The 25,630-nt window shown below is 59.5% G+C and carries 19 protein-coding genes; 10 read left to right on the top strand and 9 right to left on the bottom strand.

The window, feature by feature from the left end; genetic code table 11:
- The first annotated feature begins 178 nt into the window (after nt 1-178).
- From RI103_RS15990 to RI103_RS15980, 3 genes are all read left to right on the top strand, one after another.
- Entirely contained in the window at nt 179-358 is a 180-nt protein-coding gene (locus tag RI103_RS15990) for a hypothetical protein (protein ID WP_310812902.1), read from the top strand.
- A 310-nt stretch (nt 359-668) separates the two neighbouring features.
- On the top strand, nt 669-1,145 hold the full coding sequence (locus tag RI103_RS15985) for a LuxR C-terminal-related transcriptional regulator (RefSeq protein WP_310812901.1): 477 nt from the start codon (nt 669-671) through the stop codon (nt 1,143-1,145).
- A gap of 45 nt (nt 1,146-1,190) precedes the next feature.
- Entirely contained in the window at nt 1,191-1,556 is a 366-nt protein-coding gene (locus RI103_RS15980; protein WP_310812900.1) for a response regulator, read from the top strand.
- A gap of 12 nt (nt 1,557-1,568) precedes the next feature.
- Here RI103_RS15980 and RI103_RS15975 read toward each other — a convergent pair whose 3' ends face one another.
- Nucleotides 1,569-4,904, bottom strand: coding sequence for a PAS domain-containing protein (locus RI103_RS15975; RefSeq protein ID WP_310812899.1), 3,336 nt, complete (start codon nt 4,902-4,904; stop codon nt 1,569-1,571).
- 437 nt (nt 4,905-5,341) lie between these two features.
- On the opposite strand from RI103_RS15975, the gene RI103_RS15970 reads away from it, so the two are divergent.
- Complete coding sequence (locus tag RI103_RS15970) at nt 5,342-5,980, top strand: response regulator (RefSeq protein ID WP_310812898.1); 639 nt, start codon at nt 5,342-5,344, stop codon at nt 5,978-5,980.
- 117 nt (nt 5,981-6,097) lie between these two features.
- Here the strand turns inward: RI103_RS15970 and RI103_RS15965 are convergent, their stop codons facing one another.
- The 3 genes from RI103_RS15965 to RI103_RS15955 all read right to left on the bottom strand — a co-directional run bounded on the left by RI103_RS15965 (nt 6,098) and on the right by RI103_RS15955 (nt 10,104).
- The gene (locus RI103_RS15965) at nt 6,098-7,372 is read right to left on the bottom strand and encodes an MFS transporter (protein WP_310812897.1); all 1,275 of its coding nucleotides are present in this window, start codon (nt 7,370-7,372) and stop codon (nt 6,098-6,100) included.
- Between the two features lie 32 nt (nt 7,373-7,404).
- On the bottom strand, nt 7,405-9,126 hold the full coding sequence (poxB, locus tag RI103_RS15960; protein WP_310812896.1) for a ubiquinone-dependent pyruvate dehydrogenase: 1,722 nt from the start codon (nt 9,124-9,126) through the stop codon (nt 7,405-7,407).
- Nucleotides 9,127-9,711: 585 nt separating this feature from the next.
- A complete protein-coding gene (locus RI103_RS15955) occupies nt 9,712-10,104 on the bottom strand; it encodes a DUF3331 domain-containing protein (RefSeq protein ID WP_310812895.1) in 393 nt (130 codons plus the stop codon).
- Nucleotides 10,105-10,520: 416 nt separating this feature from the next.
- Between RI103_RS15955 and RI103_RS15950 the strand changes: the two genes are divergently transcribed.
- From RI103_RS15950 to RI103_RS15935, 4 genes are read left to right on the top strand one after another with little or no spacing between them, the layout of a single operon-like run.
- Entirely contained in the window at nt 10,521-10,916 is a 396-nt protein-coding gene (locus RI103_RS15950; protein ID WP_310812894.1) for a YtcA family lipoprotein, read from the top strand.
- Between the two features lie 19 nt (nt 10,917-10,935).
- A complete protein-coding gene (gene mdtN, locus RI103_RS15945; RefSeq protein ID WP_310812893.1) occupies nt 10,936-11,994 on the top strand; it encodes a multidrug transporter subunit MdtN in 1,059 nt (352 codons plus the stop codon).
- A 7-nt stretch (nt 11,995-12,001) separates the two neighbouring features.
- Complete coding sequence (locus tag RI103_RS15940; protein ID WP_310812892.1) at nt 12,002-14,113, top strand: FUSC family protein; 2,112 nt, start codon at nt 12,002-12,004, stop codon at nt 14,111-14,113.
- A 59-nt stretch (nt 14,114-14,172) separates the two neighbouring features.
- Complete coding sequence (locus RI103_RS15935) at nt 14,173-15,597, top strand: MdtP family multidrug efflux transporter outer membrane subunit (protein ID WP_310812891.1); 1,425 nt, start codon at nt 14,173-14,175, stop codon at nt 15,595-15,597.
- Nucleotides 15,598-15,615: 18 nt separating this feature from the next.
- Here RI103_RS15935 and RI103_RS15930 read toward each other — a convergent pair whose 3' ends face one another.
- The 3 genes from RI103_RS15930 to RI103_RS15920 all read right to left on the bottom strand — a co-directional run bounded on the left by RI103_RS15930 (nt 15,616) and on the right by RI103_RS15920 (nt 18,853).
- Complete coding sequence (locus tag RI103_RS15930; RefSeq protein WP_310812890.1) at nt 15,616-16,065, bottom strand: hypothetical protein; 450 nt, start codon at nt 16,063-16,065, stop codon at nt 15,616-15,618.
- 435 nt (nt 16,066-16,500) lie between these two features.
- The gene (locus RI103_RS15925) at nt 16,501-17,319 is read right to left on the bottom strand and encodes a class I SAM-dependent methyltransferase (RefSeq protein ID WP_310812889.1); all 819 of its coding nucleotides are present in this window, start codon (nt 17,317-17,319) and stop codon (nt 16,501-16,503) included.
- Between the two features lie 112 nt (nt 17,320-17,431).
- Entirely contained in the window at nt 17,432-18,853 is a 1,422-nt protein-coding gene (locus RI103_RS15920) for a UbiA family prenyltransferase (protein WP_310815256.1), read from the bottom strand.
- Between the two features lie 682 nt (nt 18,854-19,535).
- Between RI103_RS15920 and RI103_RS15915 the strand changes: the two genes are divergently transcribed.
- Entirely contained in the window at nt 19,536-21,134 is a 1,599-nt protein-coding gene (locus RI103_RS15915; protein ID WP_310812888.1) for a glycosyltransferase family 39 protein, read from the top strand.
- Nucleotides 21,135-21,897: 763 nt separating this feature from the next.
- The gene (locus tag RI103_RS15910) at nt 21,898-23,313 is read left to right on the top strand and encodes an IS1182 family transposase (protein WP_310812887.1); all 1,416 of its coding nucleotides are present in this window, start codon (nt 21,898-21,900) and stop codon (nt 23,311-23,313) included.
- Nucleotides 23,314-23,469: 156 nt separating this feature from the next.
- Here the strand turns inward: RI103_RS15910 and RI103_RS15905 are convergent, their stop codons facing one another.
- Complete coding sequence (locus RI103_RS15905; protein ID WP_310812886.1) at nt 23,470-23,772, bottom strand: hypothetical protein; 303 nt, start codon at nt 23,770-23,772, stop codon at nt 23,470-23,472.
- Nucleotides 23,773-23,940: 168 nt separating this feature from the next.
- Entirely contained in the window at nt 23,941-25,122 is a 1,182-nt protein-coding gene (locus RI103_RS15900; protein WP_310812885.1) for a porin, read from the bottom strand.
- Nucleotides 25,123-25,630: the final 508 nt, after the last annotated feature.

Below are 25,630 nucleotides of genomic sequence, written 5' to 3'. Positions count from 1 at the left end.
GATGTGGCAGGCCGGCAACCGGCTCTGCTGCATGCCGGATCCGCACAAGACCAGGCGCCCTCATTCTCGCCGCGCCGCCTCCCGCGCGTCTGTTGTTTGGCACACACTCCAGAGTCCGCCACTGATCCACGGCTGTCGGGCCGGGCCGGTCAATGTTACGGTGCTGCCCTGCATCGCCATGACGAGCGCGCTTAAGCAGATGCAATCCGCGCTATTGCCCGCTGTCGCACAGGAAAAGAATGCGCTTGCGGAGGTTTTTGTACGATTCGTGCTGGCGGGACTCGATGCGATCGCACTCGCTTATCCGAGATTCGTGAGGATCTCGATGGTGCTCAATGGCTCGCCGAGCATACAGTGATGGCCGGTATCAATAACGGCCGTTTGAACGCGTGGATCTGTTTTGAATTTTCATGGCACTGCGTGAGCGGGGTCGCGTTCCACCCGCCACGGTCGATGAGGCGAAACAATAAGCCTACAATTTCATACGTTGTGGCGACATTACATAATCATGTAGTGCGCGACATGGCTCCGCACGCTTCCGGACCACGATTCCGATGACTATAATTTCTCATCAGCATGCCCGCTTGAGAGGCGCATTCGGCGGGTCTGTCGCAGACCGACTATACCGACGTTGGGCGAGGTTTTTACCTTGACCACAAAGGGGTTCCATGGAATCCGCAAACGAATTGGTCTATCTGGTGGACGACGACAGTTGGGTGCGAGAAGGTCTCTGCGCGCTGTTGCGCGCTAAGGAGAGAACCGTCCAGGCATTCAGCTCCGGTCTCGCCATGCAAGACGGGGCTATCGACTTCCTTACGCGACCTTTCAATGAAGACGCATTGATGCGCGCGGTCGATGCAGCGCTCGCCAGGCCACAGGTTCGTCGCAAGGAGGCGGAGAATACCTCGGCACGCCAGGCGCTCTATCAATCGCCGACGCCTCGTAAGCAGGAGTTGTTGCCGTTACTCGCGAGCCATTTGTTCAACCAGCGGGCGGCGGCAATTCCTGGCATCACCGAATACGCCGTGCAGGTGCATCGCGGCCACATCATGAGAAAAATGCAGCCGGGTTCATTTGCTGCGCCAGTCAGGCGGGCGAGCAAACTGCAGTTCCAAATCTCGTCGACGACCACGTTCGATGCCTGACGCCAACGTCAAACTTTGCGAGGCTCCATGGCCCGGAGGAAAGACATGCTCGCGTCTCCGGTTCAAACCGTTGCCGTGATTGATGATGATCGGCGGGTTTTGGCCTCTCTTGCGAACTTGCTGGCCTCTGGCGGGTATGGAACACGGGCCTACGAATCACCAACAGATTTTTTTTCCGACGGTTACGCCGGTCTGTTATGCGTTGTTACCGACCTCGGAATGCGGCCCATCGACGGCATGCAGGTACTTGAGAGGGTGGTTCTTTCTGGCGCAGCAACGCCCGTCATCATTATCACAGGCAAACCGGGCGAGCATACGGAATCCTACTATCTGCAAAGAGGCGCACTGGGATTCTTCAGAAAGCCTGTCGACGGGGACGCGTTGTTGGACCTGCTGGATAGTATCGCCTGAAGGTGACGGTGGTCAGTTCACTGGCAAGACTGGAAGGACAACGCTGAAGGTCGCTCCGTAGCCCTCGTTATTGGAGGCAATAAGCTGGCCCTCATGAGCTTCGATAATGGAGCGCGACACCGCCAGCCCAATGCCCATTCCCTTGCTCTTGGTTGTGACGAATGCGTCGAATATGCTGTCGCCGCCGACGATACCCGAACCGTTATCGGTGACCTCGATCAGCACGGACCGGTCGTCAAGCGAGCTTGCGGCAATAAGAATCCTGGGTGCGCGTCCCGAACCCTCCGTGGCCTCTATTCCGTTCGTGATGAGGTTGAGAACGACCTGCTGAATCTGTATCTGGTCGACGAACACCGGAGGCAGGTTATCAGGCAAGGCGAACTCGATATCGACGGTACGCCTGGCGTCGTCTTCCCGTAGCAGCCGTACCGATTCCTGGACCATGTCCCTCACATTCCATTCCCGCTTCTGGAATGGTTGCCGCTTGAACAGTGCGCGGATGCTTTGCATCGTCTCGTCAGCGGAACGGGCATCTCGCACGACGCTTTCCACGGAAACCCTGGCTTCCATCAAGTTTGGCGGAGACGCTGCAAGCCACCGTTTGCAAGCTTGGGCATTGGCAATAACGGACGTGAGAGGCTGATTGAGTTCATGTGCGATGGATGCAGAGAGTTCCGCGACCGTGGCAATCTGGGTTGCACGCGCGAGTTCAGCCTGAGTCTGTCTGAGCCGGTCCTCCGCACGCTTCTGTTCGTCGGTATCAAGACTGAGTCCATACCATTGAACAATGTTGCCGTCGGTGTCTCTCATTGGTTCGGCGGTGTGCTGATACCATCGATAAACACCGTCTTTTCGGCGAAGCCGGGCAACGTGGCTGTACGGTTCGCCAGTCTTGATCGAGAGTGTCCATGCTTGAACCATGTCGTCCAGATCGTCAGGGTGGAAGGTCTTCTGATAGCCGGAGCCCGCTAGCTCCGAAATACCCATGCCAACAAATTCGGAGGTTTTTCGATTGATGTAAGTGAGCCCGCCTTGTGGGTCATTGCACCAGAGCATGGCCGGGATGGTCTCGATAAGCTCGTGCAGCTGGTGCTCCCGCTGTTCGAGCACGGCTTCCGTTTGCTTGAGGTCGTCGATGTCAGTACATACGCCATACCAGTGCAGGACCTGTCCGCTTTCGTCGCGAAACGGTTCGCCGCGAGCGAGATACCAGTGCAGTTTTCCATCGGCGCCGGTAATCTGGTACGTGTCCTCATAGGACGTACCTTCCTGGACAGCGCGCCTCCACTCCGAGCGGACACGAAGACGGTCAGCTTCCGGGATGAGGTTGAGTAGCATTTCCCTGTCGAATTCTTCCCCGCTCTTTCCCACGAACGTGAGCATTTGCCGATTCCATCTGTCGACGTCTCCTTGGGGTGTGGCCCGCCAGATCATCGCCGGCAATGCGTCAACGAGCCTTCGCAGATTAAGCTCATCCGTGCGAAGCGCCTCCTGGGCTAACTGCCGCTCGTGGATATCCGTCGAAAGACCATACCAATTCACAATATCACCGTTGGCATCACGCATGGGAGTGCCTTTGCATTGGAACCAGCGATACGTGTTGTCTGCCCCTCGGAACCGATGGACGCAGTCGTAAGGTGTCCCGTTTTCGATGGCCTCATTCCATGCCTGAATGGTTGACGCAGCGTCATCCGGGTGCACCAGGTGATGCCATCCGTTCGCCATCAAATCATCGAGCTGTAGTCCAGTGTAGTTTTCGGCGCGCTTGTTCACGTATTCGAGGCGGCCATGGGCGTCAGTACGCCAAAGCAGGCCAGGAACAGTCTCCGCCAGCCAGTTCAATTGAACTTCACGCTTACGGATGTCCTCTTTGGATCTGTAGAGGTCGTCAATATCGATGGTCACGGAATACCATTTGTAGACACTTCCGTCATCGTTAAAGTAAGGAACGGAGCGCGAGTGACGCCACCGGTAATTACCGTCACGGTCTGCCCATCGGTAGGTCGTGTCGTGAGCGCTCTTTTCCTGACTGGAGCGAAGATGACCTTCCATTATCCTGTCGCGGTCATCGGGGTGGACGAAACTCAGAAAGCCACGCTTCTGTATGCCCTCAAGCGTAGTTCCTGTTTCCTCGAGAATCTGCTTGTTGATGAAGTCGAAACCGTCTGCTGTGCGAGTAGCGAAGCGGCCCGGTAACCGGTCGAGGAGCTCTCTGGCTTCTCTCCCGCTTGCTGCTACTGCCTGTTGAGCCTTGATGGTCTCGTCGATTTCTATTCCGATGAGATACCAGTTGATGACGTGCCCGTTTGAGCAGCGTGACGGCTCCGCTAGAAGACGCTTCCAGCGGTACACGCCGTCGTGCTGCCGCATCCTCACGGCAATATCGACCGGTTCACGCGCGGCAATGCGCGCTTTCCATTGTTGCTGTGCGGCCTGCACGTCGTCGGGATGGATGTATGCCATCCATCGGTCACCGAGTATTTCTTCCATCGGTCTTCCCAGCGCGGCAACACCAACTTTGTTCACGTAGAGAAGATCGCCGTTGGGTCCGCCGACACACACGCATGCCGGCACGCTATCCACAATGCGCCGATAGGTTTCCTCTTCGATCCGAAGGAGGGATTCCGAAGTCTTCCGGTCGTCTATGTCCCAGATCACACCGACCCATCGCAGTAGCCGTCCACTGTCGTTTCTGATGGCTTTGACGCGGCAGAGAAACCACCGGTACTTGCCGTCGACACGCCTGAGTCGAAGCTCGAGCTCTCCCATGTCGTTGCCGGCCCGCAGCGCGTCCCAGTATCGGTCGTTTGTCCGCAGGTCGTCAGGGTGGATTGCGGCTCGCAAAGAGTCGCAGTTGTGTGCTTTTTCAATGCCTGTGTATTCGCATAGGCTGGGACTCAGGTATTCGATGTCACCATTGGCTAGCGCGGACCACACAAGACCGGGAAAGAGACTGCTGATGCTTTGAATTGTCTGGTCCCGCTGGCGGAGCTGGTCGTCAAACGGCTCATCCTTCAATCTGGCTATTGAGTCCGGCTGCTGGGGGCGACGGGAGATCAGTTCGGCACAAAGCCATGCCGCCGAGATTGCGACGGCGGAACGGGCGATAGAGCCGGAGTCGAGAGGGGAGTGACTGGCAGCTAACGCTACTCCGGCTATTCCAAGCGAGGCAAATCCCGCTGCCAGACGCCCAAAGCTGCGGCCGAAAAAATGCGCGAACAGGACAACAAAGAAGAGGCTGAGGCAGCCCGAAATCGGTTCTAGTAACCCTGCCACACCTGACGCACCGGATATGACGACGCTAAGGGCAATATCCCGGGGCGAGCGTGGTATCAACAAGGTAAGCATATCAACCTCGGAGTTCATCGGCGCATTGGATAGTGATACTTTGCAGTTCACCGCCAAAGGTCGGATCTTTCAGCGCAATGGTGCATGGTGCGCAAATTGAGCGAGGGATGTTGCCGGTCATTCCACGTAGTAATGGTGAGAGAGGTGCGCGCGTACTGCTGCGCACGCGAATCGAATGCGAGGGCGACGGAGATACGTCATACAATAACGAATAGCAGCCTGCGTCCGGGGATCGGAACAATGAGCCTATAATTTCATGAGCGGCTGTGACATTACATGATCATGTAATGTACGAGACGCTCCGCATGCTCCCGGACGACGATCCCGGCGGCTATAATTTCTCATCGGCGCGCCCGCGTGAGAGGCGCATCCAGCGGGTCTTCGCAGACCGACTGTACCGACGTTAGGCGAGGTTTTACCTGACCACAGGGGGTTCCATGGAATCCGCAAACGAACTGGTCTATGTGGTGGACGACGACAGTCGTGTGCGAGATGCACTCTCTACGCTATTGCGCGCGAACGGAAGAAACGTCCAGGCATTCAGCTCCGGTGGCGAGTTTCTGGACACGCCACGTGGAAACGCCATTGCATGTGTGATCCTGGATATGAGAATGCCAGGCATGAGCGGTCTGGAAGTCCAGAAGCTCGTTCGCATGGACTCTCTGATTCCCGTCGTTTTCATTACTGGAAGGGGAGATGTGCCTTCCGCAGTTCTTGCCATGAAGGACGGCGCTGTCGACTTCCTCACCAAGCCTCTCGATGAAGACGCATTAATGCGCGCGGTCGATGCAGCGCTCGCCAAGGCCCATGTTCTTCAGAAGGAGGCGGAGAATGCCGCGACACTCCAGGCGCTCTATCAATCGCTGACGCCACGTGAGCAGGAGCTGTTGCCGTTACTCGCAAGCGGCCTGCTCAACAAGCAGGCGGCGGCAATTCTTGGCATTACCGAATACACCGTGCAGGTGCATCGCGGCCACATCATGAGAAAAATGCAGGCGGATTCATTTGCGACGCTAGTCAGGCAGGCAAGCAAACTGCAGATCCGGACCTCGCCGACGACCACCTTCGATACTTGACGACAGGTATGCGTTATCGACGGCCGGATACGGAAATCGTGCGGCCGCCGATCGCCCGGACGTCGGCGGCCCACGCCGTTGAATAGGCATCCAGAACGCTGGCCTGGATTTGCAGCCTCACGCCTTCGCGCGTGCGCGCGGCCCGGTCTCGCGCATGAACATCGCAAGCACCATTGCAAGCACGATGCCACCGAGCAGCCACGAGCCGGCTGCGCGGAACACTCGCAGGTCCATTGCGCCGCCGCTCGCGACATGGGCGAGCAGCTTGCCGTACGCGGGCGTGAGTAGCGCGCTGAACGTGAACACCAGGAAATTGATCGCGCCGCTGGCACTGCCCTTCACGTTGTCCGGATTGACTTCCTTGATCACCGTGTAGGGCAGCATTGCCGCACCGGAGCCGATGCCCAGCAGCAGTCCGAGCACGTAAGGCGGCGCGACACCGGCCGGCAGATAGAAAATGCCGGCGCCCGACGCAAGCATCAGAAGCGCGCCGGCGATCAATACCGGCTTGCGGCGGCCCAAACGGTCGGACAGGTAGCCTAACAGCGGGCAGCCGATCACCCAGCCGAGCGGCACCATACTCGCGCGATTCACAGCCTCCGCATAGCTGACGTCGAGACCGTTGCGCAAGAACGGAATGCCCCAGATCATGTCGCCGATCGTAGTCGGCAAGAACAGCAGGCCGGCGCAGAAGCCGCAAAGATACGACTGCGGATTGGACAGCACCTCCTTGTATGGCGCGAACATCTTCATCCACGAGCCCTGGCTGGCCGCGCTGTCGTCATGGACTGCCGGCGTCGCGAAGAACACCAGCACGGCGATCAAAAGGATGACGAGGCCGGACAGCCACCAGAACTGCTGCCACGTGATGAGGCCGTGAATCAGCGGCGCAACGGCGAACTGACCCGCGGAGCCGCCCAGCATGCCGAAGCATTGAGTGAAACCGACCGCTGTCGCGAGAGAACGCGGGGGAAAGCCGTGCGTGGCGAGATACACCGCGCCGATGAACCCGCACGCCGACCCCGCGCCTTGCAGCAGACGGCCGATCTGCGCCGCCTCCACGCTGCCCAGACCGAACAGCGCCGCGCCCACCGCAACGAGAACGATGCCGACCGGAATGACGCCCTTGCCGCCGAGTCGATCGAGCAACGCACCGCAAACGATCGAGAACAGCGCATAGGTGTAGTAGTAGAGGCCGACGAGCGCCCCTACGCCCAGCGCATCGCGGGCGAACGCCGCGCTCAGCTCGGGTATCATCACGCCCGGCGCGGAACGCAGCATGTACTGCATGAAGTAGAACGCGGCACAGAAAAGCCAGGCGATGACGAAACCCATGTGTAGGGGCTGGCGGTCTGACGGCGTATTGACAGTGCTGACGGCCTTGCTGGACATGGTTCGATTTCCGTTGAGGTTGGCGGACCGCGTTACCGGAACAGATTGACCTTTGCGAGGTCGATGAGCTGCTGGCCTCGCCCGTCCATGACGGCACGAAGCATGAACAGCCCAAAGTGGTAAGCCTGGTCAGCGTTGGTCGCCGGCGGCATCACGAGCTCCTGGCGCGCGCTCACCACGTCGACGAGCGCCGGACCCGGATGGGCGAATGCTTCGCCCAGGGCGCCTTCCAGCTCCGCAGGATGTTCGACGCGTATGCCTTTGATTCCCATCGCATTGGCCATTGCGGCGAAGTTCGGATTTTTCAGGTCGCATCCGGTATCGACGAACCCACTGGCTTTCATCTCCATTTCCACGAAGCCTAGCGTTCCATTGTTGAGCACGACGACTTTGACCGGCAAACCTGTCTGGATCAGCGTCAGGAACTCACCCATCATCATGGCGAAGCCGCCGTCGCCCGACATCGAGATCACCTGCCGGTCCTTGAAGGCCGCCTGCGCGCCGATCGAATGCAACAGCGAATTGGCCATCGAGCCGTGATTGAACGAGCCAACCAGTCGTCGTTTGCCGTTCATCTTCAGATATCTGGCTGTCCATGCGACGGGGGTGCCGACGTCGCAGGAGAAGATCGCATCGTCGTCCGCGAGTTCGCTGACGAGCCGGGTCACGTACTGCGGATGGATCGTGCTGCTGCCCGCTTCCGGCTCCGCCAGCGCATCCAGTCCCTGACGAGCCTTGCGATAGTCGTCGAGCGCGCGATTCAGGAAGCTGCTGTCCGTTTTCGCCTGAATCAGGGGAAGAAGTTCATTGAGCGTGTCCTTGACCGTTCCCAATACGCCGAGCTTTATCGGGCATCGATTACCGAGCGCTTCCGCCCTTGTGTCGACTTGTGCGATGGTCACGTTCTCCGGGTAGAACTGTCGATAAGGGAAGTCGGTTCCCAGCATCAGGAGCATGTCGCAACTCTTCATCGCGGAGTAACCGGAAGCGAAGCCGATAAGCCCCGTCATGCCCACATCGAACGGGTTATCGTATTCGATGTACTCCTTGCCTCGCAGCGAGTGCACGATCGGCGCCTGCAGCTTGCGGGCGAGTTCTACCACCTCCGTGTGGGAATCCTTGCAGCCCGCCCCGCAAAGCAACGTCACGCGTGACGACTCGTTCAACAGGCTTGCAAGTTCCGCGACTTGATCGTTCGATGGGCGAATCACCGGAGCAGAAGGCGCGCTCCAGGCCGGCGCAGGTTTTGCGAGAGGCCCGAGTGCCACATTTCCAGGTACGACGACAACAGCGACGCCCTTACGCGCAATTGCTGTCCGGATGGCACGGCCAAGAATTTGCGGCAGTTGGTCGGGACTGTGGACGAGTTCGACGTAGTGGCTGCATTCCTTGAACAGGATTTCGGGGTGAGTAGCCTGAAAATAATCGATGCCGATTTCCGTGCTTGGAACATGCGCAGCGATAGCGAGAACTGGAACACCGCTGCGTTGGCAGTCGAACAAGCCGTTGATGAGGTGCAGATTCCCCGGACCGCAGCTTCCACAACAGACCGCGAGTTGCCCGGTGAGATGAGCCTCGGCGCCAGCGGCGAAAGCCGCGCTTTCCTCATGCCGCATATGAACCCATTCAATCGAGCCATCCCGGCGCAGGGAGTCCGTGAATCCATTGAGCGAATCCCCAACCACGCCGTACACACGCTTCACTCCCGCATTGACTAGTGCACCAACCATGTAATCGGCAGCTATCGTCGCCATTTCATATCTCCATAGTCAAAAGAATCGTACGAGCCGGTCGCTTTTCAGACAGACAAAGTAGACATATCCCGCGTGAGCACGGTGTGCCGCAAAACCGAAGTGGCTGACTGAACGGTTCACAGTGGCAGGCTTCTGATCATAGTTAGCATCGCCAACGTGGGCTATTACATGAATCTGGAATAGGTCCAGCCTGGCTAATGGCGCTCGGCGCTTGTTGAGCATCGGGGACAAGCACCCGGACCTGCCCCGGATTCCATCGACATGCGATGTACCGGCCGGGCAGAACGTTATATGCTGCTTCAGAAGACGCTTGATCAGACTGCGGGAATAGCTGGCGGAAAAGCTTCGCGCCTGGCAGCGATCAAGGTGGCTTTGAGTGCACTCTTCACCAGTCTTCTCCGTGGTCGCAGTGCCCGTGCGGCATTGTGAAACTCGCGCACGAACCGCGCGGGGAAGCTGTTCGCCACAACGCGTGCTTTCTCGATGCGACAGGCACCGAGCATCGCGATGTGCTCGACGTGCATTACGCGGGCAAGGCCGCTTCTGTCGATGACCCGATGTTGAGGATGAACCGGCTCTGAACCGTCAGATTTCCTTTACAGGGGTCGCTTCCATGACTGTAGCCAGAATCATCGCTTCGACGTTGCGTGGTGCAGGTCGAACACGCCTGGGTCGATACACGGCGTCGCCTCTTGCAATGGCCTGGCCACTCAGAGCACAAACGCCGGTTTTCCTCGCGATGCAGCGCCGCCATAGCTGTTCGCCGTAGCAGCAGGAGGTAGCGTCGCTCCACGCAATAGTTGCCGAGGTCTGTCCATTGCGCTCCAGAATCCGGATGGCGCATTTCGAAAAGTTGCCTGCGCCGCGCGTCGGGCGGACACGACTGGATACAGCTGGCGGCTGCTGTGTGTCGGCTTCGCCCGAGAGGAGTGCCATCGTCGACTGCCATGTTCGGTCTTCTTCAAAGGGAGCTTGCATGATGCGGTTCCTCGATTCTCATTAGACAAAAAGATGTCGCGCGCAATCAATGTGACGTGCCGAATTCGAGTCAACGCTCCACCTTGGCTTGATGATAGGCAGCAGACTTGCCGGCCGCTACTACATGAATGTGGAGTGCCTCCGGGTTGACTAGAGGACCTGCTGTGCGGCATTACATATTCATGTAATGCGGAATCCTCTTTTTGGCGGTATTGTGACGGCTTGGTACGTCCGCCATTTCGTGGTGAGCGGGCCGCAGGCTACTGCCTTGAAAAATGCGCTATCCGTTTCCGCAGATAGGACGTTGGACGGTGCGCGCAAAGATCGGAGGGTTTGGGTTTTATCGAAGGAAGTCACTCACGTTCCGTATGAGTCGGCGACAACGCTCTCCGCTGACCCGTACAGGAACAGTGTCCATGAAGCCGTCTCCCTCGCTGCCTGAAACCCGGGATCCGAGGCGAGCCGCATCGGATCATCAGCAAGGCGTGACATTGCTTTCAACCACAGAGACGAGTTTGAACCGACACATGCCACTTGCCAGAGGCAGATGTTCAAAGCGTGCAATCGGCGTGGCCATGATTGCCGCGATTCCGATGTCAGGGTGTACAAATTCGCCTTCCATTAGCGTGCTTGGCGCGTACTTTCCCGATTGGCTATTCTGTATCGTCGCGGGTGTCGTGCTCACGGTCGTCATCTATCTGATTCTCAACCGCTTGCAGGCCGACCATCTGATGGGACCTTCAGCCGTGGTGTATCCCACGCTTGTCGCTTTCCTTGCGCTCGCTGTCTGGTTGATGTTGTTCCAACATTGAATCTCTTTCGGGTGGATGAATGGCGACCCCTGCCAGCAGGAATTCGAAGAGAAAATGGCCGGCCATCGTTCTGGTCGTGGTGACGCTGTTGCTGCTTGTCTACGTCATCCGGCTGTGGGATCGCTCGCCTCGCACCGACGACGCCTATGTCTATGCGGATACGATCGACGTCGTGCCCGAGGTCAACGGGCGCATCGTCGAACTGGCCGTGCGCGACAATCAGGCGGTGAAGCAGGGCGATCTGCTGTTCCGTATCGATCCGCGTCCGTATCAGGATGCGCTTGCGCGGGGCAAGGCATCCCTCGTCGCGCTCGACCGCCAGATCGAGTTGACCCAACGCACGGTCAACGCGCAGGAGTACAACGCGCAGTCGGTGCGTGCGGCCGTCGAGCGCGCGCGGGCGGCAGCCGGTCAGGCATCCGATACGCTGCACCGCATGGAGCCGCTGTTGTCACACGGTTATGTGTCGGCGGAAGACGTCGACCGTGCGCGCACCGCGCAACGCTCCACGCAGGCCGAACTCAGCGCCGCACAATTGCAGGCGCAGCAGGCGGCGGCGGCTGTGAGCGGCGTCGATGCGCTGGTCGCGCAACGTGCCGTCGTCATGGCGGAAATCGCGACTGCCGAACTGAACCTCGAATTTGCAACGGTGCGGGCGCCGTTCGACGGACGCATCGTGTCATTGAAGACATCGACAGGCCAGTTTGCAACGGCGCTCAAACCTGTCTTCACCCTGATCGACACGCGCCACTGGTACGTGGTCGCGAACTTTCGCGAGACCGAACTCAAGGGCGTCAGGGCGGGGACGCCCGCCATGGTCTATCTGATGAGCGATACGGGCCAGCGCTTCCAGGGCAGCGTCGATTCGATCAGCTATGGCATCGCGTCCGATGAAGGCGGCCTTGCATTGCCCGGCGGATTGCCACACATTCAACGCACGCTTAACTGGGTCCATGTATCGCAGCGCTTCCCGGTGAAGATCCGCATCGACCGTCCGAACCCGGAGCTGTTTCGCGTAGGTACGTCGGCGGTGGCCGTGCTGGAACCCGGGCGCGACAACGACGGCGAGCGCCATTGAGGAGCCCATGACCGCCGCCGACTATCTGCCCGTCACGCTGCGCGCTGCAGGCGCTTTCCTGAGGCGCGAGCTTGCGCCTTTCCCCGGGCGTCTCAACGTGATGCTGCGTTGCCTGCTGACAAGCGCCATTGTGATCGTCGTGTCGATGGCGCTCGAGGTGCCGGAACTCGCACTGTCGTTGCTGGTGGTGTTCTACGTCACGCAGTCGAATGTGGTGCTCACGCGGCTGGTCGGCGTGCTGTTCATGGTCGGATCGACGCTCGCCATTGGGCTGTCGATCCTGGTACTGAAATTTACATTCGACTATCCGTTGCTGCGCATCGTGATCGCGAGTCTACTGTTCTTCGGCAGCGTCTATCTGCTTCGCGTTCTCAAGATCGGCGTGGTGTTCTTCATCGTCGCGATCGTCGTGATCTACGTGCAGAGTTTCGTGGACCAGACCGATCAGGCTGACCTGCTGATCCGCGCGGTGTTGTGGGTGTGGATCGCCGTCAACTATCCGATCGCGCTGACACTCGTGGTCAATACGTTGCTGTTGCCTGCCGAACCGCAATTGCAACTCAAGGCGGAAATTCATCGCCAACTCTTGGCGCTGGACACGCGCCTGACGCAGCTAATCGACGGCACCACGAGCGGTGCGCCGATCACGCTGGCGGCCGTCCAGCAAGGCGCGCTCGCGCTGCAAAAGCTGCTGCGGTTCACGACGATGCGGGACGCCCGCTATCTCGAGCATCAGGCGTTGCAGCTTGCGTGCATTGCGACCGTGTCGCGTCTTTATCGCAGCGCGAGTGAGCTGCCGCTCAGTTGGCGAAACGCCTCGGCAGCACAACTGGCAATGTTGCGCGAGTTGCGTGCGAACTGCCACGCGCTCGACGAATCGGTCATGACGGGCGAACCCTATCGCTACGTGAGCACGGCGACACCTGAAGAGCGCAAGGCCGCCGACACGTTCCCTATCGCCGCCGAATTGCAGCGCCCGCTGCGCGCGTACGCCGATCTTGTCACGAGCGGTGCCGCCGCGGCCGACAAGCCGCCCGCGAGCGAGCCGATGATCGCGCCCGACGCATGGACCAATCCCGCCTACATGCGCTTTTCGCTGAAGACGCTGCTGGCCGTTCTGGTCTGCTACGTGTTCTACAACGCCGCGGACTGGCAGGGCGTTCACACGATCATGCTGACCTGCCTGATCGTCGCGTTGCCGAGCCTCGGCGCATCGACGCAGCGTGCGTTGCTGCGGGCAGGCGGGGCCGCCATCGGCAGCGCGCTCGCGTTGTTCATGGTCGTGTTCATCGTTCCGCATTTCGACGACATTGTCAGCCTGTTGCTGATGACGTTGCCCGTCGTCGCGCTCGGGGCGTGGATATCGGCGGGTTCGGAGAGAATCAGCTATGCCGGCCTGCAGGTGATGTTCACGTTTTCGCTTGCGTTGCTCGGACAATTCGGCCCAACCACGAACCTCACTGAAATCCGCGACCGGATGGTCGGCATCCTACTGGGCGTCGGCGTGGCGACCTTCGTTCAGATGTCGTTCTGGCGCGAGGGTGAGGGCGACGTGCTGCGGCAGAAGCTCGCAAACATGTTGCGCGCGATCGCCGCACAGCTACGCCCACCACAGGCCGGCGTCGACCAGCCGGACGATTTGCCCTATGCACAGCGCCAGTTGCAGGCGTGGGCCGTGCTGGCCGATTGCGAAGCGACGCTCTCGCGTGTCGCGCTCGAACCCGGCTGGCAGGAAGGGGAGCAGTCGCAACTGACGCTGCGCGCGCAAACGGTTCTCGCGCAGGGACGCGAGATCATGCTGGCGGGCGACGCGTTGCGCGACATGTTCGTGGCGCAAGCGGGATCGTCGAACCCACGCACTATCGACGCAGTGCGCGCGGCCCAGGATGAGGCCAGCGCCAAGCTCAGCCGGTACGCGGACGAGCTCGCGGTCAACCCGCCCGATGCGCACGCACCACAACGCATCGAGATCGCCGCACAAGCTGTCGAACTGGCCCAGCCGACCGATCGGCCGCTCATCGCCGCAGCGGACGAACTGTCGCGGCAGGTCGCGGGGTTGCCTGACTGGCGCGTCGAGGCACCCGTCGCGGCGCCCGCATCATCGGCGATACGAGCATGAATGCGCGACCGGGTTTGCGTGATTGGCGATGGCGTCGATGCGTTTTATGCGTCGCGTGGATGTCGTCCGTGCTGTCGGGTTGTGCGCTGATCCATCATAACGGCACGCCCCGTACCGAGATCCCGCCCGAGCAGATCAATCTCGCGGACGACATCCATCTCGCGCGCGATGGCTGGCCTGCCGCGCGCTGGTGGACGCGCTATCGCGATGAGCAACTCGACGCGCTGATCGATCAGGCGCTCACCGATGCGCCGACGATGGTGATCGCGCGCACGCGCGTCGCGCAAGCGAAGTCGGATGTGGAGCTTGCCAGAGCGGGATCCAACCTTCAGGTGGCGGCGCTGGCGTCGCTGGATCGCGAGCATATTTCCGCGAACGGCTTTCTCGGCCCGTTCGCGAGGAACGAACCCGCTGCGGGGTTGACAGGGCCGTGGTACACCGAGGGCGTCGTCGGGCTTGGCGCAAGCCTGGACGTGGACATCTGGGGCAAGCAGCGTGCGCAGGTCGCCGCGTCGCTCGGCGTGAGCAATGCGCGGCTTGCGGAGACGTCCGCTGTCGAACTCGAAATCTCCACGGATGTCGCGCAGCTTTATTACGGCATCCAAACGACTTATCAGCTCATCGATCTGCTGAATGAATCGCATGAGATCGCGGAGTTCGCGGTGCAAACACACGAAGCGCGTGCGGCGCGGGGCCTCGAAGCCCGTACCCAGCTCGAAGAGGCTCGCGCGCAACAGCTGGCCATCGAACAGCAGATCGTGTCGGCGCAAGGGCAGATCAAGCAGCTTCGCGAATCGATGCGGGCGCTGGTCGGCGCGGGCCCCGCCGGTCTGCCCGCCATCGAGCCGGTCGCGCTGCCGCGCTCGCAGGCGGCCTTGCCCGCGACGCTCTCATACGAGCTGCTGGCCCGGCGCCCCGACTTGCAGGCAATGCGATGGTATGTGGAGGCGTCGTTCGACCGGATCGACGCGGCGAAGGCGGCGTTCTATCCGAGCTTCGACATCAAGGCGTTTTTCGGGTTCAATGCCTTGCACCTCGCCGATCTATTCACGCATGCAAGCCAGCAGATCAACCTGATTCCAGGCCTGACTCTGCCGATCTTCGACGGCGGCAGGCTCAATGCGAATCTGAGCGGCGCGCGCGAGGGGAGCAACCTGTTGATCGAGCAATACAACCAGGCCGTTCTCAACGCCGTGCGTGATGTCGCGCAGACGGGCAGCCGCCTGCAGTCCCTCGATGCGCAGACGGCGTTGCAGAAACAACGGATCGAATCGGTGGCGTTCACGCGGGACAGCGTCGAAGCATATTATCAACGCGGACTGACGAGCCGGTTCTCGGCACTCGAAGCGCGCCAGCCGGTGATCGCGGAACAGGTCGCCCTGCTTACGCTCGACGCTCAGATGCTCAGTCAGGAGATTGCGTTGACGAAGGCGCTCGGCGGCGGCTATCTCGCGGATCCGCCTGTTGAACTGAAGCCGCGTTGAACGGCGCACGAATTCTGTTCAGAACTGCTCCGCGCGCAGCGATTTGAATTCCGCGCGGCACACGTCGCCGAACTTGCCCAGAATGTCGATCGAGCCATCCGCAAGCATCTCGCGAATCTCGATGAAGGTCTTGTCCGGCGCGAGGTAGGTGTCCACGATCTTGCGTCCGATCACGTCGGCTTCGTTCGCGACTTCGCGCGACGACTGGATGCGCATGCGGCTGATCTTCGCGTAAAGGTTGCCGAGCCCGGCGAGATCGGGCTCGTTGTGTTGCAGCGCGTCGACGTAGCAATTCGTCGCATCCTCGATGAACGCCTTGTACAGATCCTGTCGCCAGGTGAGGTCATGCGCTAGCCACTCCGCGCGAACCTGGGTGCGTTGGGTCAGCCATGTGGCAAGAACCGAAGTCATGCCCCCGATGGCGGCGCCGACCAGTGCAGCCAGGGCAGAGATAACCGATGCGTTCATAGACTGTCTTCAGTTGTCATTCAGCTATCCATATTAACGCGGAGCATGTAATTGTGGATTTGGCGATGCGGGCGCGGATTGCAGGGAGTTAGCGCCCACGGGCCCCGTACCGCCAGAGGGAAGTCGTTGCGCGAATGAGCGTTTGACCTCGCAGCTGGTTGTCTTCTGTTTCCACCACTTCAAGATCAGGCATTGGCCCGAGATCAGCCGAGCGGCGAAAAACCTATGGCTCTTCCAGTGGTTCAAGAATGAGCAATTCATGCGGGTAGTCTGGTGAATTACGCAAACTGGGAAGAGTTTACGCAGTGGCAATGGTTGACCATCAAGGGTGAAGCTCCGCTCTATCCCTTGTAGTCCGTGCAGCGAGGATTCCCGGTTTGACAGTCCGCTTCGGCGCGATCGCGGCCTTCATGCGCCCGGGCAATGCCGGGCTTGTCAGCGCTGGGCGATGACCACGTGCGCCTGGATCTTTGCGTCGACGGGTCCCGTGCCGAATCGCTCGACGATCGCCGCCGCGCATGCCGAGGTAGCGTCGCCGACATCGCCGCCGGAACGGGCCTCGATCTCACTGCGCAGGGGCGTCCCCTGGCAAAAGCCGACGGCTGGCACGCGGGCCGATGCCGCACGGCTACGCGCCGCAATCGTTTCGAAGCGTGGTGTCGCGCTGAAGCCCGCATCCGCGAGGTCGCGTGAAATCACTTCCGGGTCGAAATAGCCGTACGGCGTGCGCACCAGGAAAAGTGGAGGATCCGCAGGGAAGAGACCGGCGAGCGCCGCCGTGACGGTATTGGCAAACTCGTTTTCCTCGATGCGATCCCAGACGTTGAACAACAGCACGCCGCCGTGCCGAAGTACGCGTCGAGCTTCGGAAAACGCGCGCGCTTTGTCCGGAAAGAACATAACCCCGAACTGGCAGACGACGATGTCGAAACTCGCGTCGTCGAACGGTAGCCGGGTTGCGTCTGCCTGTTGCCACTTTACCGGTCTCGAGGTGCCGATTGCCGCGGCGCGATCCAGCATCGGCTGATTCAGGTCGGTCGCAACCAGGTCGACATGGATGGGCAATGCATGCGCCATTGCGCGGGTCACTACGCCGGTGCCGGCGGCGGCCTCAAGCACGCGCGACGGATGGCGCCCAGCTACCCTGTTCGCGAGATCCGCCGCGCAGGGTTCGAAGAGCAACGGAACAAGATGGCTCTCATAGAGTTCGGGAATCGAGCCGGTGAAGCGAGCATCGTTACCGAAGCTGTTCATACGCCTCCTTACTGCGCTTGCGGCAATGGTAGGCCAATCCGCAAGACGAGGCGAGTAATTTTCACCAATGAAGACGCCAACTCCGACCGACCGCTAGCTGCGCTGGCATCGCTCAGATCGCCATCCAGAACACGACACCGCACAATGCAATGACCACTAGACTCGTTAGATCGCGCGCGGCAAACACGATCGGATCATCGTGCATGTTGCCTCGATGCGTAATGATCCAGATACGGCAGATCCAGTACAGGAGTAGCGGGCAGGAAAGCCATATCACTTGGGGATGCCTGTAGAGTATGGTGGTGTCGTGGTCCTGGATATAGAGTGCGAGCACCAGCACCGCCACAAACCCGGAAGCCGCACCGAGCGAGGAAAGCAGCGGCAGGTCGCTTGCCTGATAGCCCCGCCCACGCACATTCGCACGGCCGTCCTTTTGCATCGCATAAAGTTCAGCATAACGCTTGACCAGCGCGAGGCTCAGGAAGATGAACATTGAAAACGCCAGCAGCCAGAAAGTCAGGTGCACGCTGATTGCGGTCACGCCGGCAACGATACGCGTCGTGTATAGGGCCGCGAGCACGACTACATCGATGATTACCTGGCGCTTGAGCGCCAGCGAATAGGCGAGTGTGAGCACGTAGTATCCGAGCATCACTACGCAAAAGCGCCACGGAAGGAAAGCCCACGCGATGGCGAACGAAACAACGAGCAGCACTGGAAAAAGCAGAACGCCCGATAGGAGCGGCATCGCGCCCGATGCGAGCGGACGACGGCATTTGACCGGATGATGCCGGTCATCCTCCAGATCCAACAGGTCATTGAGCAGGTATACGCTCGACGCGCACATGCCGAACGTAAGGAAGGCCACCAGCGCAAGCGCTACAAGCGGTAATGAAGCGATGTGATGGCCCGCAAGTAGCGGGACAAAGATCAACAGGTTCTTGAGCCACTGGTGAAGGCGCAATGACTTGGCCCACACCTTCAGCGGGGGAGAACGATTCTCGAATACCCGCTCCACGTTGCCGTGTTTGCGCGCGGCGCGCTCGACGCCCGTGAGAGGATTGACCACATAGGCCCGGTCCGCGGCCTGCCATACCGACAGGTCGTCATGGGAGTTGCCCAGGTAGTCGAAGCCTTTTTCGCCATATTCGGCGACGAGCGTATCGCGTTTGATATGCGCGGACCGATTCAGTTGCTCGTTGGCCGCAAAGACCTTGTCGAAGATCCCGAGGTGCTCCGCTATGCGCACGGCCAGGCGCTCGTGGCTTGTCGTAGCGAGTGCCAGCGTTCGACCGGCGGCGCGCTGCCCACTCAGCCATTCAATCACCTGTTTGTCATAGGGCAGCACGGTGACATCGAGATTGGCGTGTTCCTCGAGACGTGACTTCAGCGTGGACTTGCCACCGATCGTGAACCAGTTGAGCGGCTGGCGGAAGCGGTGCGGGGCCGATCTAAGGAATGCAAAGCCACTCTCGACGAGCACATCCGAGTGAAGCAGGGTGCCATCGAGGTCGACGACGATAGGTTTGCTCATTCGATCGGCCAGTTGAACTAGAAGCGACTGAAGCGAGAACCTTACAAGCGTCAGCCTCGGGACGCAGGGTGACTGTGCGTTGCCTCGGCGCGTATTTACCGTTCGACGCTCAAGCCTGCACCCGTTTTGGTCGGAGTTCCGGCACCTGCCCGTCAAGAGGGCAACCAAGTTTCCGACGTAAAAAATTAAACTTCTGTGGGGCAGCACTCAGTTAAGGAAAAAAATCCAACCCTCTTTGCAGTGTGCGCATATAAAAGTGTGATAGCGAAAACGCTTGCCTGCCATATATGATTGGCAGAACGATCAAATTATCTCCAATCGATACTGCCACCCGCTCTTTGTGTGCGTTAAGTAACATACGCGTAGGGCAGCCAAGGCGAATATTTGGCGATACTCGCGGCCGCCTCTTTTGAGGCGGCCGCGATATTGTTTCAGAGGTAGTGCGCGTTCGCTGCGCTGCCGTTCGGTTCAAGTCCGAGGAAAGAGCCTGGCTGCCACCCGCGACCGCAGTAGCAACGTGAGGTCGGCACCGCCTGCAATCGGGCGCTGCATATAAATAGCGTCATCTCCGGTTTCTTTCGACTCTTCATCACGTGCTGTCGTCGTGAAGCAGCTATGCGACGGCCGCCGCGGTACCGATAATTTCGGCCAATTTTCAACGTGCGACACGGAGAAGACACATATGGAACCTCTAACGACAGGCGCAACGTCATCCTGTCCGTCCGCCGACGCCGCGGCGCGTTCCAGTGCAATGCGCGATGGCTCGCTTACTCAGACACGGTTCGTGCCGATCGCGATAGCGATCTTCGCAGTCGCACTCACCTTGCGCGTGTTTCACCTCGATTATCTGTCGCTGTGGAACGATGAGGTTTTCTCGCGCTACTACTACGATCTGTTCGGGCCCAGGTTCCTGCTTACGACCGGGATGACGATCGAGCCGACTCCGCCGCTGTACTACTTCGTGCTGCAAGGCTGGATGAGCTTGTTCGGCCATGGCGCTATCGCACTGCGTTCGTTGTCAGTGCTCGCTTCGCTTATCGTGCTCCCCCTCGTCTATGCTATAGCCCGTGAAGTGTCCACGCGCAACGTAGCGCTGGTTGCGGCCGCGCTGTTCGCGGTGTCGCCGATGTCGATATTTTTCGCGCAGGAAGCACGCGTCTACATGATGACGGCCATTCCCGCTTCGCTGATGCTGCTCGGCATCGCGCGCTGTCTGCGCACCGGGAGCACGGCCGACCTCGTGCTGTACGGAGTCGGTGCCGTGATCGCCATGTACTGTCATGCGACGCTCACGTTCATGGTGACCGCCTGCAACATTGTCGTGATCGCGTATCTGCTGCTGACACCGTCGCGCGAACGTCGGCTCGCATTGCGCAACTGGATCTTGGGCAACGCCGTCGTAGCGGTGCTTGCCGTGCCGCTCGTGTTTTCAATGCTTTCAAACATAAGTCATAACGCCGGCGGCTTGAACTGGATTCCGCCGATATCGATGCATGACGTGATCGTTCACGTCACCGCGCTCGTGAGCGGGATGATCACGCCGCCGCGGTTTCCCGGCGTCGAATTGACGGTGCTGTTGTTGCTCGTTCTCGGTATCGCGATCGTGATGTCGAAGATGCCGCGTCGCACGCTCGCGGTGCTCGTGGCGATTCCGCTGGTGTATTTCGCCCTTGTGGTGATGGTCAGCCTGAAGCAGACGATCCTGCTGCCCCGCGTTCTGTGCTGGCTCACCGTGCCGCTTTGCGCCTTGCTCGCCTATGCGGTCACGGCTCCGTCGCGTGCGCGTCTCGCGGCACGCGTGATGTTGGCGTTGACGTTCGGCGCCGGCCTCTATTACCAGTTGGCCGTCGCGGACGGTGCCAAATCCGCTTATCGGCAGGTCTTCGCTCAGGCGCGCCCCGGCCTCTTGCAGGCCGATGAAGTGGTGATCACGCCTTACACGTCGCCATTGCCGCTGATGTACTACGCGCCGGGTGTCGATCATTTGCGCAAGTGGCGTGATCCGCAGGTGGGCGGCATAGAGCCGGTGCAGATACCGGAGCGCCTGGGTATCTCGGTGATCGACGTGCGGCAGGTGAGCGCCGACATCAAGTCCGGCAAGGCGGTATGGCTGGTGGCGGACTCGCCCGATGCGAGATTCCTGCCGCAACTGCTTACTACCGCGCCGCCGCCGGAGCGTCACTATGAATCGATGTGTCACGATCTGGCGCAGGGCGTCGACCAGCCGCCATCGTGCCTTGTCGTGTATGGCTGGAACGTCAATCGCAACCCGGTGAAGTGAGCGTGTGAAAAGACGCCAGGCCAGTCCTGACGAGCCGCTCTTCGCGCTCGATCGCAGTTTAAACCTGGCCTGTCGAATGTCTCCCCGCGTGTCCATGCGGCTCATAATCGAACGTGGGCGGCCATTTCTTCGTCGCGTTTGACGAACGATTTACTGACGAGAACCCGCCTCGGATCCGGATCGTCGAGCCATCGGGGAAACCACTCGGTGATGCCGTCGTTTTCACGACTCGGCACCCTGCGCACGCTTTTCAAGGCTGAGACGTGCGCGCGCCAGCGGATGGGGGTTTTCCCTATGTTTGGCGGCAGTCACCAAGGCTCGCGAATGGATGTCGCCGGAAACGGCGCGCGCGGCGCACTACGCGCGCGGCACCGTCGAGCCACCGATTTTTGCTTCTAAGTGATTGTTTATGCGGAATGTTTCGTGCCGTGAAGGCGGTCGGACGCCGCTCGTGGGTTCAAGCTTAAGTGACCCAAGTACAAAGTTAAGCGAATTGTCGAGATTCGCTTAACTTTGAACTGTTCACATCGCTGGGATAAGGCTTTTGGGGCGTGCTGCTCAGGCAACTTTGAACCCGCGGTTCGCCTAAGTTTGAACTATCCGGACTTTGGTTCATTTAACTTTGAACTTTCTGAGGATCCCATTCAGCCAGCCTGCGGAGTGGGTGCATCGGACCGGGTTCGGCCGATTCTGTTGAAAAAGTCGGCGTCGATGCGGAATGTTAGGTATCCTGGAAGGCATCAAACGACGGGAGTGAATCGTCATGATGGGTCGACTGGATAGCGGGCAGGACAAGCTTTTCTACTCGTTCAACCTCGACCACCACGTCCCGCAATCACACCTGCTGAGAGGCATCGATCGCTTCCTTGATCTGCGAGATCTGCGCCAGCACCTCGCACCGTACTACAGCCCAATGGGTCGTCCATCGATTGACCCGGAGCTCATGATTCGCATGTTGATCGTGGGTTACTGCTTTGGCGTCCGGTCCGAGCGACGTCTGTGTGAAGAGGTGCATCTGAACCTCGCATACCGGTGGTTCTGCCGCATGGGTCTGGAGGACGCCGTACCGGAACACTCGACGTTCTCAAAGAACCGTCACGGGCGCTTTCGCGATAGCGACCTGTTGCGTCACGTGTTTGAAACTGTGCTGAGTCGCTGCATGGCCGAGGGGCTTGTCAAGGGTGAGGGATTCGCAATCGATGCAAGCATTATCAAGGCAGACGCGAGTCCTGCGAATGGCGTGTCGGGAACAGAACCTATCGACTGGGGACGTGCTGACGGACACAGTCGCGCTGTGCGGGAATATATTGAAGCGCTTGAGCAAACCAATCCAATAGCAGCAGATACATCTGAACCAGCAGCGTCTTTGACGCCTCCGAAAAAGATATCCCTGACCGATCCTGCCGCGCGATGGACGGCCGCTCCGGGCGGCCCTGCGTTCTTTGCCTACTCGACGAATTATCTGATTGACCTGCAGGCAGGGATCATTATGGATGTTGAGGCGACGCCGGCAAATCGCGCACAGGAAGTTGAATCAACCAGAACAATGATTGATCGTGTTGGACGTCAACGGGAGCTGACGCCTCGCAAGCTGGTAGGTGACACCGCATACGGCACAGCAGCGCTGCCTGGCTGGATGGTTGAAGAGAAGCAGATTGAACCGCACGTCTCTGTCTGGGATAAAACCACCCGCAAGGACAATACGTTCTCCCGCAGCGAATTCATCTGGAATGAACAGACCAACGAGTATCGATGTCCTTCAGGGTATGCGTTACGCAGCGACTGGCGTCCACTGAAAAATCCCCGTACGCACATCACGAGAGCCGACACCATCGTGTATCGTGCGAGCGAAAAGAATTGCAACCGCTGTGCGATGAAGAGTCAATGCTGTCCAAATATGTCGTTTCGCAAAATCACGCGCAGCATCCATGAAGCCGCCCGCGACGAGGCTCGACGAATCGCGACAACCCCCGAATACAAGCAGTCTCGCCGACAGCGTAAGAAGGTGGAAATGCTCTTTGCCCACCTCAAGCGCATCCTCAAGCTGGATCGTCTGCGGTTGAGAGGTCCAAGTGGTGCCCATGATGAATTTCTGATGGCAGCAACCGCGCAAAATCTGCGAAGAATGGCCAAGTGGCTCATGCCAGCAAGCAAGCAGATGAAGCAGGCAGTTCCATGACGGGCAAGGGAGATCCCTGCTAGGTTCAAGCTCGCAGCTTCGCCGATCGCCACAACGCGAAAACGTGTTGCCAACTCCTACATCCCCAACCAGAACACGACTTTTTCAACAGAATCGGCCATGATCTGACATTCGGCGATCGCTCGGGTCGGACATTCAGACGGCCGCTTTGCGCCGTGATCCGTCATTGATAGTCAGATCGCCAGAAAATAAATCGGATCGCGGCTGCGCTGCTCGGGATAGCGCATTCCCTCCGGCCAGCATTGCCGCGCCGAACAAAAGCAGCATATTCCCTACAATAGAACTGATGATGGATGCTTCCACCATCTGGTGGAGCCCCGCATACAATGCGACGAACGCGATGATAAGTTCAGCCACGTTGCCGAAAGTCGGATTGAGAAATCCACCCACTCCCTCGCCCATACTTTCGGCCAGTTGCTCGATGGCATCCCCATCCACTCGGCTAGGGGCAGGATGGCGAGCGACGAGGCGATGCGGATAAGGAGATGATGATTGGAAGCGAGGACTTCCGAGCCAATTGCTATCGGGATGAAGATAAGAAGCGCTCCAATATCATAGTTGGTCTCCTTCATCCCGGTTTCAGGCAACTCAACCGTTCCTGGAGCACTAGAAGCGATGCCTCAGGCCGACGGTGGCCTCAATCTGATTGCTCGTGGATGACGGCTCGGTGACGCCGTTAATCCATGCCACGCCCAGTGGCGAATTGCCGCTTGGACTCACCCGTTGCCACACACCCTGAATGTAAACATCGGTGCGCCGCGAGAAGCGGTAGTCGGCCATTGCACTCACCTGATTCCAATGGGGAATTCCGCCGGCGCCTCCATTCCCGCCAGCGCGCGTATAGGTATACGCACCCGATAATTCGACCGCCGGCATCAGCGCGTACCGAATGTTGCCCTCGAAGTTCTGGAAAGTTCCACTCAGCGAATTCTGAAAGAATTGGGCGAACTTGCTGTGCGAGTACACGAAGCCCGCCACAGCCGGGCCGAAGGTGTAGTTCACGCCAGCGCCAAAGGTCTTCTGACTGCTGGCCAGCACGCCTAAAGGCACAGCGGTCGGTGTGAGCGCGCCCTGCAGGGACGAACCGGTTGTATCGGTGACTGCACCATTCGTGTTCAACTGTGCTGGCGTGCGCGCGGCACCGTTGAGTTGGAGGTAACCGGCCCCGAAGCTCCACGCTCCCGATACATACGACATTCCGAAGCTATAGGCGCGATTGTTCGTGAATCCACCTGCCTGATTGGAAAAGCCGTAAAGCGCGCCGAATCTGAAGCCGGCGAAATACGGGCTCAGGTACTTCACGGAGTTGTTTATCTGAAACGAATCGTTCAGGTTGTCGTTGTCCAACGGGTGCGCGAAATGCGTGCCGCCGAACTCCGTGCCGGTCAATGAAAGCGGCGCGACAAAATCGACCATGCCGTCGGTTTGGCGGCCCAGCGTGAGCGCGCCGTATTCGCGGCTCGACAAGCCGACATAAGCCTGGCGATTGAAAATGCGGTTGCTCGACGAGAACTGCCCGTTGTTCAGGTTGAAGCCGCTCTCCAGGGTGAAGATGGCATTCAACCCTGCGCCGAGGTCTTCAGCCCCGCGCAAGCCCCAGCGGCTGTACTGAACCGCACCGCTTCTCATCTCCCAGTTGCTGTGTCCGCCTCCCGTCCCGGTGATCTGGTTGTTCGTGTAGGTCAGACCCGCGTCGATTAGCCCGTAAAGCGTGACACTGCTTTGTGCATGCGCTGCGCCGGCCAGTGTGATGATCGTCGTGGCACCGGTTATAAGCATCTTGTTCATTTGCCTGCTCCAGCCAAGTCCGGGAGATACGGTTCTCCTGGAACGCTTTCTACACAGACCTCGATGTCTGCCCGCACGCAGCCGTGCGAATCATCGAAACGAAAAGGCGCGAAGTGCTCCACTCACTTTATGCGACTGCAGTCAGATCCGCCAACTTCAAATACGCCTCTCGAACATCGGTGTCGGGCGATCCGTACCTTTAGCAACGCGATGAGACTCAAGTCGAGGAAGGGTGTGTGACCGCTTATCCGCGCTCAGTTCTAAAAGGAGGGGTGGGCGGACATAACCATCGACTGGCCGAGGAGCCGCCATAGTGAGCGACCGCTCGACTCTGATATCTGCCGGTGCACCTCTGACGGCTTGGTCGTCGGCAAGGGGTCGACCTGAGCCGGACGCCGAGCGACCTGCGGTGGATCGATTATCCATTCAGCATCGGACCTGGTTCGGCCATGTGCCGTCTGTCGTCTGTACCCGCACTCAGTCAGCCATTCGGGCGACTGCTTCGCTC

It is taken from the genome of Paraburkholderia sp. FT54 (assembly GCF_031585635.1).
In the GTDB taxonomy this organism is placed as follows: Bacteria; Pseudomonadota; Gammaproteobacteria; order Burkholderiales; family Burkholderiaceae; genus Paraburkholderia.
Note: the sequence above shows the minus strand (reverse complement) of the source record. Positions and strands in the feature narration are given on the sequence as shown.